The sequence below is a fragment of the Bradyrhizobium sp. CCBAU 21365 genome (genome assembly GCF_015291305.1).
Lineage (GTDB): Bacteria > Pseudomonadota > Alphaproteobacteria > Rhizobiales > Xanthobacteraceae > Bradyrhizobium > Bradyrhizobium elkanii.
In genome coordinates this window covers 2,673,250-2,687,739 of record NZ_CP030036.1, presented here as the reverse complement: position 1 = coordinate 2,687,739, position 14,490 = coordinate 2,673,250, and the positions used below count along the sequence as shown (strand labels likewise).

11 protein-coding genes are annotated in these 14,490 nt (G+C 58.4%); 2 read left to right on the top strand and 9 right to left on the bottom strand.

Annotated features, from left to right (window positions below):
• The first annotated feature begins 1,501 nt into the window (after nucleotides 1-1,501).
• On the top strand, nucleotides 1,502-1,762 hold the full coding sequence (locus XI02_RS46365) for a hypothetical protein (RefSeq protein WP_035633761.1): 261 nt from the start codon (nucleotides 1,502-1,504) through the stop codon (nucleotides 1,760-1,762).
• Between the two features lie 17 nt (nucleotides 1,763-1,779).
• Here the strand turns inward: XI02_RS46365 and istB are convergent, their stop codons facing one another.
• From istB to XI02_RS46360, 3 genes are all read right to left on the bottom strand, one after another.
• Entirely contained in the window at nucleotides 1,780-2,589 is an 810-nt protein-coding gene (gene istB, locus XI02_RS12290) for an IS21-like element ISBj11 family helper ATPase IstB (protein ID WP_016842034.1), read from the bottom strand.
• Nucleotides 2,586-4,136 (bottom strand): IS21-like element ISBj11 family transposase, encoded by a 1,551-nt coding sequence (istA, locus tag XI02_RS12285; RefSeq protein WP_172648935.1) that lies wholly within the window; start codon nucleotides 4,134-4,136, stop codon nucleotides 2,586-2,588. The genes istB and istA overlap by 4 nt, the downstream gene beginning before the upstream one ends.
• Nucleotides 4,137-4,750: 614 nt before the next feature.
• Nucleotides 4,751-4,912: a sigma factor-like helix-turn-helix DNA-binding protein gene (locus tag XI02_RS46360; protein WP_018270246.1), complete on the bottom strand. Its 162-nt coding sequence runs from the start codon at nucleotides 4,910-4,912 to the stop codon at nucleotides 4,751-4,753.
• A gap of 309 nt (nucleotides 4,913-5,221) precedes the next feature.
• Here XI02_RS46360 and XI02_RS12280 point away from each other — a divergent pair, with 309 nt between their 5' ends.
• Nucleotides 5,222-5,395 (top strand): hypothetical protein, encoded by a 174-nt coding sequence (locus tag XI02_RS12280; protein ID WP_018270245.1) that lies wholly within the window; start codon nucleotides 5,222-5,224, stop codon nucleotides 5,393-5,395.
• Between the two features lie 379 nt (nucleotides 5,396-5,774).
• On the opposite strand, the gene XI02_RS12275 is transcribed toward XI02_RS12280, so the two are convergent.
• The 6 genes from XI02_RS12275 to XI02_RS44870 form a co-directional block, all read right to left on the bottom strand.
• Nucleotides 5,775-7,109 (bottom strand): glutamine synthetase family protein, encoded by a 1,335-nt coding sequence (locus tag XI02_RS12275; RefSeq protein ID WP_016841940.1) that lies wholly within the window; start codon nucleotides 7,107-7,109, stop codon nucleotides 5,775-5,777.
• A complete protein-coding gene (locus tag XI02_RS12270) occupies nucleotides 7,106-8,395 on the bottom strand; it encodes a hypothetical protein (RefSeq protein WP_016841941.1) in 1,290 nt (429 codons plus the stop codon). The genes XI02_RS12275 and XI02_RS12270 overlap by 4 nt, the downstream gene beginning before the upstream one ends.
• Entirely contained in the window at nucleotides 8,392-9,294 is a 903-nt protein-coding gene (locus tag XI02_RS12265; protein ID WP_172648453.1) for a DMT family transporter, read from the bottom strand. Before XI02_RS12265 ends, XI02_RS12270 begins: the two co-directional genes overlap by 4 nt.
• Nucleotides 9,295-9,423: 129 nt before the next feature.
• Nucleotides 9,424-10,242 carry a gamma-glutamyl-gamma-aminobutyrate hydrolase family protein gene (locus tag XI02_RS12260; RefSeq protein ID WP_016841943.1) on the bottom strand — a complete coding sequence of 273 codons (819 nt, stop codon included), beginning with the start codon at nucleotides 10,240-10,242 and terminating at the stop codon, nucleotides 9,424-9,426.
• Nucleotides 10,239-11,297, bottom strand: coding sequence for a dhydrorhizobitoxine desaturase (rtxC, locus tag XI02_RS12255; protein ID WP_016841944.1), 1,059 nt, complete (start codon nucleotides 11,295-11,297; stop codon nucleotides 10,239-10,241). Before rtxC ends, XI02_RS12260 begins: the two co-directional genes overlap by 4 nt.
• 31 nt (nucleotides 11,298-11,328) lie before the next feature.
• Nucleotides 11,329-13,740: a 2-aminoethylphosphonate--pyruvate transaminase gene (locus XI02_RS44870; RefSeq protein WP_016841945.1), complete on the bottom strand. Its 2,412-nt coding sequence runs from the start codon at nucleotides 13,738-13,740 to the stop codon at nucleotides 11,329-11,331.
• Nucleotides 13,741-14,490: the final 750 nt, after the last annotated feature.

Here is a 14,490-nt window from a genome sequence, read left to right as displayed (position 1 = left end):
CTGGTAAACCTATTCGTCTAAAGTCGATTGCCAAAATTCACATAGTTCAATGACCGCTTAGCTGGCGGAAAGCCCAATTGTGGGATTGCACCTGCCTATTGGGGGCGCCAGTGAATTACGCCGAACACCCTACGCAATCCAGATTCCTTGTTCGAATGGGAAGGACGGGCTGGATGGTCTACGATCGAGAACGCAAGGGTCCAGCACTGCTACAGAATGATGATCGAGCTGAGAAACTTACAAAGGAGCGCGCTGAGTTCATGAAGCAAATCTTGCAGAGCCAGGGCGACAGGTAAGAGACAGCACCCGCTGGACTTGGTGTTTGCGGAGCCATCCGATGAAAATGGTTGCCGAGTATCCAGCGCGCGCACGAGTTCGAGCGAACGGCTACGCATGAAAGTGAACTCAGGAAATGGGATTGCCGTCGCCAAGGACGGAAGGCCAGTCCAATCAGGCCTCCGGCTGGCTAGCTCACTCGGACCCGCGTTTCATACGAACGACTGGCCGATGGTCAGTCCAACGCTCGATGAACTCGTGGACATTCAGATATTAGCCCGCCTTTTTGCCTCGTCATCACCTTGGCTAGTGAACCCATAGTAGCCCGAAAAACGCCCGCAGCATCGAGGACGAAAGCTTCACAAACCCTTTAACCCATCTTTCGATAGATCAACAGGGCGCTCTAGCCCACGTAATGGAAAAGCGCTTGTCAACGAGCCAGAATGCGCCCCAGCCCTTTTGGGAGCAAGAGCCGGGGCACGTTCATCCGCCGATGCCGCTCTTCTTATGAGCGACGACCAACGCTCAACGCGCGAGCATCATTCCTAGCGACCTCTTCATTGCTGCTCCGAGCCGACGCTCAATCTGCTTCCGACCGGTACCGCCCTTTTGCGTTCGTTTTCGCCAATCGGAGCAAGGGATCTAGCCAAGGCGGATCGGCAACTGCTATCCGCCGAGCGATCCTTGGGGCACTGACGGGCGTTTTGATCCCGGCGAGGGATTTCGCTCAATCCCGATATCGAAGGTAAAGGCTGGCCGCTCTCCAGGGGGTTCGGCGCTGACGCAAGTCGAGACTTCGACTTAGTTCCGGCGCCTCACGGCTGCATCGAGCACTTATCGCTCCGGAGAAGCTTCGTGTCTTGAAATTGCCGTGGCACAAATTGCACTAGCGGCCACCCAGCATCCGGGCATAGGATTTCAACCTTAATCGCGAGGGTTGTGTCATGGGCAGTGATATACCTTTTAGTGCGCTCATCGTGGCGCTCGGGCTGAGCCCCATCGCAATCATGGCTATTGCCCTATTCATGTAGAACCAACGCAGGCCGCTTGACGGCCTCTTCTTTTGGCCTCAAGCAGCTTGATGAGCCGTGTGCCGGTCCTCACGAATGGGTGTGAAACTGTATTGTGGGTGCCGGTGAAGCTGCCTATCGTTTGACGAAGTATATCTCACCGGCGAAGGCCTCTTGGTGAAGACGAAGACTGGGTTAGCGACATTGCCATCGAAATGCAGATCGAGGACGGCTTGATCTGGGTCTATGGCGTCGGCGAAGATGGCGTTCAGGCGTTCACCGACTTTGGCATCGAAAACCTGGAGTTCGTCGGGTTACAAGGAAAACCCCAAGCTGCTCACGCGCTCGCAACGGGAATGATTATAGCGCGACGATCTGGGTCGGAAGAGCGCGGCGATCAGGATGGCGAGTCAGTGTCGCGGCGCGATGATGATCGCCGCGATGATTGTCGCGCGCAAGAGTTTTGTTTGCTTTGATTGTCGCGGAGCGTCAATCAAGCGAGCGTTTTTTGTGTCGCGTGCTCCGGTGGCCGCCCTGGACCACGCTTTCGCTCGAGGGCAGTCCGCCTGCGATAGCTCTCGACGTTCATCTCGACGATGGTGGCGTGGTGAACAAGGCGATCGATCGCCGCGAGGGTCATAGCTGGGTCCGGAAAGACCTTGTTCCATTCTCCAAAGGGCTGATTGGCGGTGATCAGCAAGGAGCGTCGCTCGTAGCGTGCGCTGATGAGCTCGAACAGCACACTGGTCTCGGCCTGGTCCTTGGTGACATAGGCAAGATCGTCAAGGATAACGAGATCGAAGCGATCGAGGCGGTTGATGGCACCCTCGAGGTTGAGTTCGCGGCGCGCCACCTGGAGCTTCTGCACGAGATCGGTGGTGCGGGTGAAGAGGACGCGCCATCCGTTCTCGATGAGGGCCAAGCCGATTGCTGCTGCCAGGTGACTCTTGCCGCCACCGGGCGGGCCAAACAGCAGCAGATTGGCGCCCTTGTTCAACCAGCCGTCGCCGGCGGCGAGCGCGGTCATTTGCGCCTTGGAGATCATCGGTACGGCTTCGAAGTCGAAGCTGTCAAAGGTCTTTCCGGTGGGCAGCCGCGCCTCGACGAGATGGCGCTCGATGCGGCGACGGCTGCGTTCAGCGATCTCGTGCTCTGCAATGGTGGCGAGGAAGCGCGCCGCCGGCCAGCCTTCCTTATCGGACTGCTCGGCAAATTGCGGCCACAGCACCTTGATGGCGGGCAGCCGCAGCTCGTTGAGCAACAGATTGAGGCGCGCGGTGTCGACTACGTTGGTTGTGCTCATGCGGCACCTCCGATCTCGGCAGTACCGATGAGGCATTCATAGGTGGCGAGCGGTGCGAGGCGCACCACGACGTTCGGCATCTGGGCGGGATCCGGGGCGAAGTGAGTACGTAGCCGGTTGAGGTCGGGCAGCCGGCCGTCGTTCAGGTCGGCCGTGAGCTGATCGGCGAGTTCGGCCTCGCAACCGCGCTCATGGGCGAGTGCGAGGAGATCGACCATGATCCGGCAGGCCTTCTTGTCCGGTAAGCGTTTGCGCAAGACGTCGAAGGCTCGGCGGTAAGCTTCCCGGGGGAACAGCTGGTCGCGGTAGACCAGGTTGAGGAGCGCCATCGGCTTGCGCCGCAAGGAATGGATCACGTGCCGATAATCGACGACCTGATCGTGCTTGCCATTGGGATGCGGCCGCCCGCGCGGCAAGGTGAGGAGATGCGTGCCGCCGACAAACACGTCGAGGTGATCGTCATACAGGCGCACCCGCAGCCGATGGCCGATCAAGCGCGACGGCACCGTGTAGAACACCTTGCGCAAGGTGAAGCCGCCGGACGATGTCACGTGGACGATCACCTCTTCATAGTCCGACGTGCGGCGGTCCGGCAGATCCTGAAGTGCGGTACGTTCGCTGTCGATCCGCTTGGCGTTGCGGGCATTGCGGCGGCTGACGATCTCATCGATGAAGCCACGATAGGCAGCGAGATCGTCGAAGTCGGCGGTGCCACGCAGCAACAGCGCGTCGCCGACCGCCCGCTTGAGATGGCCATGCGAACTCTCGATCGCCCCGTTCTCGTGGGCGATGCCACGATTGTTGCGGGAGGGGCGCATGCCGTAATGGGCACAGAGGTCTTCGTATCGCCGCGTCAGATCGTCTTTGGCGTCGCGGTCGAGATTGCAAAAGGCGGCCGACAGGCTGTCGGTGCGATGCTCCCGTGGCGCTCCACCGAGTGACCACAAGGCATTCTGCAGGCCTCCGGCCAGAGCGATGAAGCTCTCACCGCCGAGCACGACGTGGGCGTGCTCAAACCCGGAATAGGCCAGCCGGAAGTGATAGAGACGATGGTCGAGCGGCACGCCCGCGATCGTGACACCCAATTCGCCCATGTCGGTGAAGTCGGACAGGCCGCGCTGACCGGGTTCGTGGGTCTGCCGGAAGATGACCTCCTGCTCCTCGCCGTGGATCGCCCGCCAGGCCCGGATCCGGCGCTCCAGCGTGCGACGGATGCCGGCGCCGAGCTCAGGATGGCGTCGGAGCAACTCCTCGAAGATCGTGACCGGCCGCACACCGGGGGCGGCCTTCAGCATCGGCACGATCTCTGTCTCGAACACGCGGGCCAAGGGATCTGGCCGGCGACGGCCGCGGGGAGCCTTCTTCTGCGACGGAAGGCGTCGATCCTGCTCGATCCGGTAAGCGGTCGAGGTGCTGAACGACGCCTTGGCGGCGGCCACGGGCGGGCTATCGGTCTGACGGTACTTCATGTAGAGCCTCATTTGGTGATCGGTAATGTGTCGGCCTGGCACGCGAGTGATTCCTCTTGGCGGAAGAACCACTTGCATAACCAGCCGGCCGCGATCACCAGTCGGCGCGGTCCGCTGTGGATCGCGCCGACGCCGGGCTCGTAACTCCGGTCGGGCTACGCCCTCCCTGCGTCACGAGCCCGGCGTAGCCCTCTCATCATGGTCGACGCTCCACTTCCATCCTGTTCGCCGCGCGGCAAATGATCCACGAGCCTGCGGCGTACCCAGCAAGGGGATTACCCGCCGAGGCCGAGTCGACGTTAAGCCAAAGGATCGCCTTATTGGATGAGAAGAAGGCCGACGACGGGGAACGACGAACGATTTGCAGCGAAGCTGAGAAAGCCTCACGCCACCTGGTCGATATGGTCGAGCCTGACCGTGTTCGCAGGATGAGCTGGCTCTCTGTGAGCGTATGCTAATTGGCGCACAAGAGGCGGGCCGAGCAAGGGAACCGAGCTTTGCCACTTTTTCCCGTATTCTTACGGACGCGTTAACCATTCTTAGGTATGCGCGCGATTTGCATTTTGTGCCAAAGTGTACGTATCAGGATTTTGCCAACAACCTTCCTGGGGCTAGAGCAAGCGCCGCTCGCATGTATTTTAAGCGGGCGGCGTTGCGTTGAATCCTTACAAAAATTGGCTCCGCACTTGGGGTTAATCCGCCCTCTCCGCGGCGCGCTTCCTAATAAGGATCAATCGCCCGCTCACCGCTGCCTCAGTCCGCCCGAGCTTCTGAGCGATCTCGCGCTGCGTGAGGCCTGTTTCTCGAACCAATTGCAGTAGTCGCTGTTCGTCCGCTGCGGACCACGCGGGCATTGGAAACTCCCCAAAATTGTTCCGTCCTGAAATGTCGGAGAGGATCGCAGATATTGGCTAGCCTGTCTGTCCGGTTTTTCACCGGGCTCTAATCTGTCGCAGGGCGTGTCCTTGCCACAACGAGCACGAGTAGAGCGCTATCCGTATCCAGGCCCCGTGTCCTGATTTGATTCTTGGCGTGTCCTAGTTCGGATTAGACGAACGGGATGTGCTCAGCCCATCTTTTCCATCGGTCGCCGTCTGTTGTCATAGCTTGTTCCCGTCAGGTTCCCCATGAGATGATCCCCGCCTCTTGCGGGGAGGCCTTCCATGAAGAACATGCAGGCGCGCTTGGAAAAACTTCGGATCGAGGCGGAAGAGTGTGAGCTAATCAGCAAGCTGGCGACCAGTCCGACTAAGAAAGAGCTATTCGCCAAGCTGGCAGCTCATCATCGGACACTGACCGATGAGGTCGAGCGGACGATAAGAGCAACAAAGCCTTAGTTCCCTTAACAACATAGGATGCATCGGCGCATTGTCTGCGTCACGCTGTCGGCTGGGAGACCGAGCGCGCGCCCGCTGCCGAAGCAATAAGCGCGGCCATGGCCGACACCGATCGCGCTTCGCGCGTGCACCATGAGGCTTTCCAAGATTACGTAGGGCGCGTTTGTGAGCTGATCTCGCGGGCTGCGGAATTACTTAGAGTGCCAGGCCGGACGCCTTCATCGGCCGCAAGACGCGGGAGCCTTCCCTCCAAGGAGGAGGAGCAACTCACCAATTGGAGCGCTCGTCCGCCTGCTGCTAAATGAGAGCATGGATGACTTATTGAAACCGGCCGATCAGTTGATGCTTGGAAGGCGCCGGTCTGTACAGCTCAAGCTGGCTAAATGATCTCGAAATACCGCCGGCGTTCAAAGTCTGTGACCCGATGTTGAACGGCCTCCCATTCCCAACGGCGGGAGCAAGAAAACGCTTCAACAAACCTTTCACCGAAGACATCATTGGCTGCCGGAGACTGTGCAAACCGATATGTTGCCTCTGCCAAGCTTTGAGGCAGCCTCCCAGACGGAAGGCAGGCCTCCGCGCTTGCATCACCGACGATCGAAGCCGGGAGCGCCGCGTTTGTCTCGATACCCAATATGCCGGAACCGATGGCACATGCGAGGGCAAGATATGGGTTCAGGTCTGCACCGGGCAGCCTGTATTCGAGACGATGTGCAGACGGGTCTCCCGGAATGACGCGTACCGCGCAGGATCGGTTGTCGATTCCCCAGCTCGGATAGATTGGTGCCCAACAACCAGGTACCAATCTCTTGTAGCTATTGAAATTCGGCACAGCGAGCACACAGAAATCATTCATGTATTTCAATTGTCCGCCGATGAATTGCCTCATGAGCTTCGAGACGTTGCGAAACGCCTCACTATCGTAAAACACATTCTGACCATCTGCGGACATCGAGACGTGAATATGGCCGGACTGGCCCGGCCAATTCTCTGAAACCTTGGCCATGAATGTAGCCATCATGCCGCGCGTCTGCGCCCAGGCCTTTATCATCGACTTGAATATGATTGCTCGATCGGCGGCTTCCAGGGCATCACAATGACGAAGTGACGCTTCAATCACGCCTGGTCCCGTTTCAAAGTGCAGCCCGCTGAGAGGGATTCTGGACTTCTCACAAAGCGCCAGGATCTCACCGAACAGCTCCCTGTGCGCGACAGACCGCGCAATCGAGTAGCCGAATGGGCCCCGCGTCAAAGGAGCCCATTGGCCGAACGGCTTGTCTTCAATTATGTCGGCGTTCTCCTTGAACAGCATAAACTCAAACTCGAACCCGGCGCTGCAGCTGTATCCGCGGTCGGCAACCCTTTGCAGGACTTTACGCAGAATACCGCGCGGGCAGACGCTCTCATGTGCGCCCGCAAACTCAGCCAGATAGAGATATTGATCGCCGGCATAAGACACCGAACGGCCGGTGCCGGACAGAACGCGCAGATCGGCGTCCCCAAATACTGACTGCGGCTCTTGCGTGAAGCCCGCCGGAATGACGCGGTCCGAACAATCCCACGCGAGCACCGCTTCAGAGAACTTGATGACCTTATTCCCGACGGAAAGATCTTCACCCAGGACGTGTTTGCCTCGAAGGATGCCATCGAAGTCGCTCACACCGATCATCGCCGCAGCGGCTGAATTCGTGCAACTGTCGCAGATGCCGGTCATTGGTTCGCTTCCTGCGGCACCAAATCGAACACCTGGTCCATCCGCATCGCACGCAGTTGGCGATAATCTTCCTCAAGCTGTATCAGGTCGTTGTTCACGAGATACACAATGCCTGGCGTCGACGCCAAGTCGATCGTCGGAACCAGGTTTTGCCCTATCGGAACGAACGCAATGGCATCCGCGAAGCTCGGCAGCTTGCCGATCGCATCGAGTCCGGGATAGCCGGCAACAACACCGCCCATGTCGGAGATCAGCGAGACGCACAGTGCATGAGCCTGCCGCTTGTAAACCCCGCGTCGCCTCATATACCCAGCAAAGCCTTTGGGATCTGCGTAACGCCACGCGGTGAGCGTCAAATGGTTATGGCCCAACGCCATCGTCCTGGCTTTTGCCGACATGGTTCCTTGCAGCCTCGCTCCGAAGTCGACCAGAACCGGTCCCCGATCATCGACGATGATCTCGGCATGAGCAGGTCCGTCGGTGATCCGAAGCGCCCGCAGCGCACGTTCAAGGTAGTCGGATAGTTCAAGAACGATTGGCTCCTTACCTCCCAATAACCGCTCGAGTGAGCAGACCGAAGACGCGCCCTCAATAGGAACAGTGTCATAGGTCCAGGCCTCCGTGACGAAGGTCTCGCCGTCGATCGAGACGGCATTTACGGTATATTGCTGGCCGTTGATTTTCTCCTGTCCAAGCGCCAATTGATTGAGCGTTCCGACACGGTTCGTCTTACCGACGATCGCGGTTACAGCGCGCTGAATATCGGCATCCGTCGAGCAAAAGAACACGTCCTCCGTGCCTGTGCTGTTCAGCGGCTTGATCACAAGCTCATCGAAGGTCTCTTGACGCTTCCATCTTGCGATCACTTCAGCATTGTCGGACACCACTTGTCTGATCGATCGCACGCCTGCTGAGGCCAACGCTTCAGACAGGCGCGATTTGTCCCGTCGGGCGGCCGAAAGGGCGGTGCCATTTGAAGGCAAGCCCAGCCGCTCCGAGATCGAATCGGCCAGCTCAACTCCTGTCTCGCACCCCGCTATGACGAACTCCAGCTCCCTGCCCTGGAGAGCCCGAAGATGATATTCAACGATCTCGTCGTACCCCATGCGCTCGGGCGGGCGAATGACTTCATCATACAGATTAGCATTGAAATGCGATTGAAAGATCGACGGAATCTGTGCAGCCGACATCACATGCACTGTTGAAATTCCATACCGCTTGAACTCTTCCGGCAAGAAGCGGCCGGTCGAATATGCGTCGACGATTACACAGTTTCGCTCGTTCATGCGGACCTCCGGTACTGCAAACAGACGTTGCCGACGGCAACAGCCGTGATGAGAACATTTCCAACGAACGTATGCGGCGAAGGCACGATACGAGAATCGAAGTACTGGAACAGAAACGTGATGACAGGAGCGGTGGACAGGACCATGTTGACCGTGAAGGGCTCGACGCGGCGAATACCCTCCTGGAACAAGAGCAATGGAACGATGATCGTGGATAGCCCAATCGTTGCGATCGCAAGCCAATGTTGCGAGATCTCGAGCACGATGGAGGAATGGTCGACCAGTCCCAGCAGCAAAAGGATCGTTCCGTAAAAACGATGCGCCAACACCTGTCGACCCGAAAATCCGCGGTCGAATAGCAGCTTGACGAGTATATTTGTAAGAGCGAGCGATAGGCCGGCCACGATTGCCAAGACGATGCCGAAGGACGATCGAGCTCCCCACTCCACGCCAGCGTTGCCGGTTGCCGAGATCCATATCATGTAACTTCCAACTGCCGCGATCGTCACGCTCACGACGATATCGGATGCTGGAGGAACGCCCTGGCGCCTGATCAGCGCGTTTAACCACACCGTCGCAGCGGGTCCTAGCGCCACCATGAACGCGACGACGATCGCCGGTTCGGTGTATTTCAGGCCGATAAACAACCCGATCCAACTGATCGCGGTCACGACATTGAGCGACACGAACACCAGGAGCGCCGACTTCGCAACCCGTGCCGTTTCTCTCTCGTGACCTGCCAGCAGATTAAATGTCAGACAGACCGCGGCAAAGGACACGAGGAGAGCGACGAACGCATCCGCCCGCTGAAAATACGATGCCGCATAAACTTCGCCTGCCGCGCTCAGGACGACATAGAGCGCTACAAAGAGAACTCCCAGAGCGAAGCGTCTTGTCAATCGCCCACCCGTCCTCTGCGGGCGGGGCGGCGCGGCCCGCCCCCCGGACCACGCTTGTCCACCAGTTCCGGAAGACTCACCTTTCGACCTGGGCGGACCGCGCTTGGTTTGAAACGTCACAATCCGCCTCTAATGTTTCTTTGTTTGGTAGTACGCAACACACGCCTCTCCAAAAGCCGTGAACAGTCGCTGGCTCAGGAGATCAGTTGAGGCGTGCCATTCGGGGTGCCATTGCACACCGATTTGCAACGTCGGCGCGCCGATGACCGAAGCCGCTTCGACCAGTCCGTCAGGCGCCCATGCCTCGCGCCTCAGTGCGGCGGCAAGCAGCTCGATGCCTTGATTATGCAGGGAGTTCACTTGCGCTTCGATGGCGCGCACGATCGGAAAGAGCGCACCATCAGGAGATATCCTCACGCTGTGCGCGGCATCGTACTGACGGTCTCTTGGACGATCTGGTTTCTCGGCATGCATCAGGCCACTTCCCAGTCTCCACTCAGCAAGCGATGGATGGAGAGTGCCGCCAAAATAGACGTTGAGCTCCTGAAGCCCGCGGCAGATGCCCAAGATCGGCATTCCGAGCGCGATGGCGCTCCCAATGGCTACCGCAGAGAGCCTATCCCGCGGGCGGTCACGAATTCCACCATCAACGTCCTGTTGGTCAGCCGGCGGAAGTGATGCAGGTGCCTTCAAGACGGCAGGGTCAATATTCGATTCATCCCCTGTCAAAACCAGACCGTCGAGCGCGCCCATGATCGCCAGGCCGACCTCTAGCCTCACATCTTCCGCGTCGATCGTCGGCAATATGACGCATGCCACGCCCGCATGATGAAGGAGGGCCTTGAGGTATTTTTGCCGTAGCCAGTCGCGATGCACACCATCGACCAAAAGACGGTTCGAGGTGACGCCGACCACGGCGCGAGCGTTGTCTGAGCGTTGCAATGTCACGCCACGTGCCCCTTCGCATGGGCATCAGCAAGCGATTGCTCATACAAGCGTCGATTTCGCTCCTTCAACTGAGTTATGACACTGGGTTGACCTTGCGGCCCCTTGACGAAGAGCCCTCCCCAGCTCGCGGCAACCTTTGCGTAACCCGGATCCTGCATCCGGATCTTCTGGGCCTTGTGCAACAGCCAGAATGGGATACCCGGCGAGAGGTGATGCTCGAGGTGATACTCGTCCAGGTTTTGTCCAAGGATCGCCCGCTCCAGGAAATTGCCTTTCCGATTCCTGGTTAGATAGACGTTCTTCGTTTCGCTCTCGCACATCGGCGAGTGCTCGGCGAGCTCGACAAACCAGCCAAGAACCTGAAACGTTGTGAGATAGGGGACGATCCAAAACAGGATCACGATGTGGAGCAGCCCAAGAGCGTATGATCCGGCCAGGATGCCGATCCAGAAGAGGTAAAAGCCATACTTGTCGACAAGTATGCTTGACCGGCTCTGGTCCTCGGAATCTGTGATCGAAAACCGGTTGGTCCAGAGATACTTCAGGTAGGCCAGTGTCGCGCCACCAAATATCGGCTTCCAGATGATATTGAAGGCGTACCGCTTGGGAGGCTGGACGTCGTAAACACCATTGGCCATGAAGAACTTCAGGTCGGGATCCTTCTCCGGGTCGCCGAGATACGGATGATGCAGATAGACGTGCGAGATCCGGTAGGCCCAGTGGCGCTGGAACAGGGGATAGGCCGCGAACAGAATGCCGAGGACGTAGTTCCAGGTCGTGTTCTTCGCGAGCGTACGGTGAGCCGCATCATGAGCGATCGTCGTCAGGCCGCGCTGGTAGGCACCGATCAGAAGAACGGCGAGCGGGTACAGCCACCAGGAGACGCAGAGCGTCGCGAGCGTGCAAGCGGCAATTACAGCGTAATCCTTGGCGATGTAGATCGCTCCCATCACATTGTCCGGCCTCAGCTCGGACAATTGCTTATTGATCTCCCGGCTGAACTGAACAGCCTCATAACGAGACGACCTCAGTTTCCAAGCGTCTGCCTGATTCATGAGAACCTCCTCCTGATCGCCTTACAAGTTGTCAGATTGCGGAAAGCGCCCTGTCCAGATCGCGCACGATGTCGTCGACATCTTCGATGCCCACGCAAAGTCGGATCGAGCCGCCAAATATGCCGGCGGCTTCGCGCTTCTCCCGCGGAACAGTGGTGTGGGTGGTCGAAACAGGATGCGTTACGAGCGTACGGGCGTCCCCGACATTCGAGACGTGATACATCAGGTCGACATTCTGGATGAATTTCCGCCCGGCCTGCTCGTCCTCAACTTCGAACATGACCATCGCGCCGTGTCCGTATGCGGGATTGAGTGTCTGGTCGACAGTTTCCCGATCGGCTCCCTCGAACAGCCCCGGGTAGAAGACGCGGCGCACTTTTGGATGCTCCTTAAGAACGTCGGCCACGATCCTGGCGTTTGCGCAGTGCTGCTTCATGCGAAGGGGCAGCGTTTCAAGGCCTTGGATCAGCTGAAAGCTCGCAAAGGGGGCAATGGCCGCGCCAGTATCGCGCAACCAGGTCATGCGAGCCTTCAAGAGAACCTCGCTTTTTCCGAGATCGTCGACATCTTGCAGCGCGTTGCGCCAGATGATCCCGCCATGCGCCTCGTCAGGACTGTTGAACAAGGGAAAGCGAGAGGCGCCGCGGTAGCTGAACTTGCCGTTGTCAACGATCAGACCGCCCAGCGTTGTGCCATGGCCGCATATGTATTTCGTAGCGGAGTAGGTCGTAATCGCAGCACCGAGATCTGACGGCCGACATACCAGCGGGGTCGTCGTATTATCCACCACCAACGGAACGCCGTGCTTTCGGCCGATCTCAGCCAGCTGTTTGACCGGAAGCGGAATCAGGCAAGGATTTGAAATCACCTCTCCGAACAGGCAGATCGTGCGATCATCGATGGCACGTTCGAAGGTCTCGGGCCTTCGGGGGTCTGCCGTTCTGACGCTGATACCAAGACGCTTCAGCGTGTTATGGAGCAGATTCCACGTGTTGCCATAGAGATACGGTGAGGCGACGATATTGTCCCCCACCTCGCCGCTTGACAGGTTGACGATGGCAAGGAAGGTTGCCGCTTGACCTGATGCGACGGCGAGCGAGTCGCTTCCCATGTCGACCGCGGCATACCTTTTTTCCAGCGCGCGGGTCGTCGGGTTGATGATCCTCGTATAGGTGAATCCATCAGCCTTGACGTTATAGACGTCCGCAATGTGATTCAGATCGCCATCAAGTTCGTAAGCCGTGTTCTGATAGATCGGCACTGCGACAGCTTTCGTCACCGGATCGCGTCGGTAGCCGGCGTGCAGAACAGCAGTTTCGGCAGAGAACGGCAGCTGCGAGTCCTTTGCGAAGGACGATGACATCTCGACCCCACGCTCGCAGGCCTGGCGGGTTGACGGCGTCCCCATGGATGAAGCCGGGCCGGACCGAAAATATGTACGAAAGGCGCACCCCAACTGCTCGATCCAACTGGGCTGGATCTCGCCAATGCAGCCGACCCGAAAACTCCGCGTCGCAAGATGCAGCTTCGAGTAGATATAAAGATTGTGGGCCGCCAAGTGACGATATAGCCCATCGAAGCCTGCCTGATCCGCGATTCCGGACGGCGCGCTGAACGCGACGCAGACCGGAGACTGCAATTCGGCGGATAGCAGCGGAGACACTACCCCTTCGAGTTCTTGGACGAGATCGTCTCTGACCTTCTCATACCTGCGGCGCCTGGCATCAATGCCCTCCCCCTCCAGAATCTCCAAAGCCTTCGTTGTTGCCTGAACGATGTGGGTGGGTGGGGTCGATCGCCACTCTCCGGTACGCTCGAGCGAGAGCCATTGGTCTCTCACGTCGAGCACAAATGACCTTGGTTCTTGAACCGCTTTTTCCAGCAGCTCGCGAGACGCGATGACAAAAGCTACTCCTGGCGGCCCTTCGATGCACTTATTGCTCGATGTGACCAGGACATCCGGTCCACCACGGCTTAGGTCGATGTCAATCGCGCCAAAAGAGCTCATGCCGTCGACGATCGTCTTCACACCACGCCGCCTCGCCTCCTCTATGATCGCGTCAAGCGGATTGACGATTCCGGTTGTTGTCTCGCAATGCACAAGACATAGGTGAGTAACGCCGGGATTTCGGCTCAGCTGCTCGGCAACTTCCTGGGGGTCCAGGGGCTCGGTCGCTCGCTTGACAAGCTTCAGCGCTTCGACGCCCCACAGCCGCAGAATCTTGAAAATGCGCTCGCCATAGATGCCGTTTATGCAAACGAGCGGCTTGTCGTTCCTGGACACGAATGAAGAGAGCGCGGCTTCCATTGCAAAGGACCCGCCCCCCTGAATGGGGACCACCGAATAGTCCTTGGCACCTCCCAGCAGATTGAGCATCAGCCGCCTCATGCGGGCGGTCACTTCCTTGAACTCACCATCGCGCGATGCGAGGTCGAGCAGCATCTGGCTCCTGACCGCCAGCGACAGCGACAATGGACCAGGCGTCAGCAGAGAGCGTTGTCTAGTCACACCAATTCCCCTTAAACCGTATTCGTCGATGGATCTGAAGCGCGATGATGCGACCTCACCCCCTTGGGCGCAGGCTTTCTCGATTCATCTGCTGCTGGGAGAAACACCATAGGCGCGGGCAAGCATCGCCAGCAGCCCACCACATCATGCATGCAAGGATTTGAGCGCCATCGCATTGCTAGCTAGGCGTCGATCGGTTTACGCCAAACCGTGCATTCAGGCGAACGTTGAGGTTCGGACGAACGTGCACATCGGGTCCATCGCGTGCGGATATCGATCCGCGCCTGACGGACATGATGCGTTCCGTTGCTGATGAGCCTGATCCTGCGTGAGCCTGAGACTTGGGACATTCGCATACTGTCACTCGTTGGAGAATTCGGGACGTTGACGACCTTTGCCGTCCATTTTCAGATCGTACAACTTGACGTTAGGTGCGTTTCAACCCTCTCCCGAACTCTTCTCGTGTGAATTTTTTCTGACGTGCACCTCCAAAAGGAGCGATAAGCCAACTCGAGCGGCTGAACGATGTGATTTGCGGCAAGCGAGCTCGGAGTTTTCATAGTTCGACGTCAGGATCGTCCCGCAGTCCATCATCACGGCGGTGGGCGTGTCGTGGTTGACGGCTGATCCAGAGTGTCGCCGCGGGGAGTGCGCCGTCGTGGAGCTCGAATGCTCAACTCGATC

What these genes read in the sequence shown, in the direction of transcription:
- XI02_RS46365 (WP_035633761.1), top strand. Translation starts at nt 1,502, where the DNA reads ATGCAGATCGAGGACGGCTTGATCTGGGTCTATGGCGTCGGCGAAGAT.
- istB (WP_016842034.1), bottom strand. Translation starts at nt 2,589, where the DNA reads ATGAGCACAACCAACGTAGTCGACACCGCGCGCCTCAATCTGTTGCTC.
- istA (WP_172648935.1), bottom strand. Translation starts at nt 4,136, where the DNA reads ATGCAAGTGGTTCTTCCGCCAAGAGGAATCACTCGCGTGCCAGGCCGA.
- XI02_RS46360 (WP_018270246.1), bottom strand. Translation starts at nt 4,912, where the DNA reads ATGCCCGCGTGGTCCGCAGCGGACGAACAGCGACTACTGCAATTGGTT.
- XI02_RS12280 (WP_018270245.1), top strand. Translation starts at nt 5,222, where the DNA reads ATGAAGAACATGCAGGCGCGCTTGGAAAAACTTCGGATCGAGGCGGAA.
- XI02_RS12275 (WP_016841940.1), bottom strand. Translation starts at nt 7,109, where the DNA reads ATGACCGGCATCTGCGACAGTTGCACGAATTCAGCCGCTGCGGCGATG.
- XI02_RS12270 (WP_016841941.1), bottom strand. Translation starts at nt 8,395, where the DNA reads ATGAACGAGCGAAACTGTGTAATCGTCGACGCATATTCGACCGGCCGC.
- rtxC (WP_016841944.1), bottom strand. Translation starts at nt 11,297, where the DNA reads ATGAATCAGGCAGACGCTTGGAAACTGAGGTCGTCTCGTTATGAGGCT.
- XI02_RS44870 (WP_016841945.1), bottom strand. Translation starts at nt 13,740, where the DNA reads ATGCTGCTCGACCTCGCATCGCGCGATGGTGAGTTCAAGGAAGTGACC.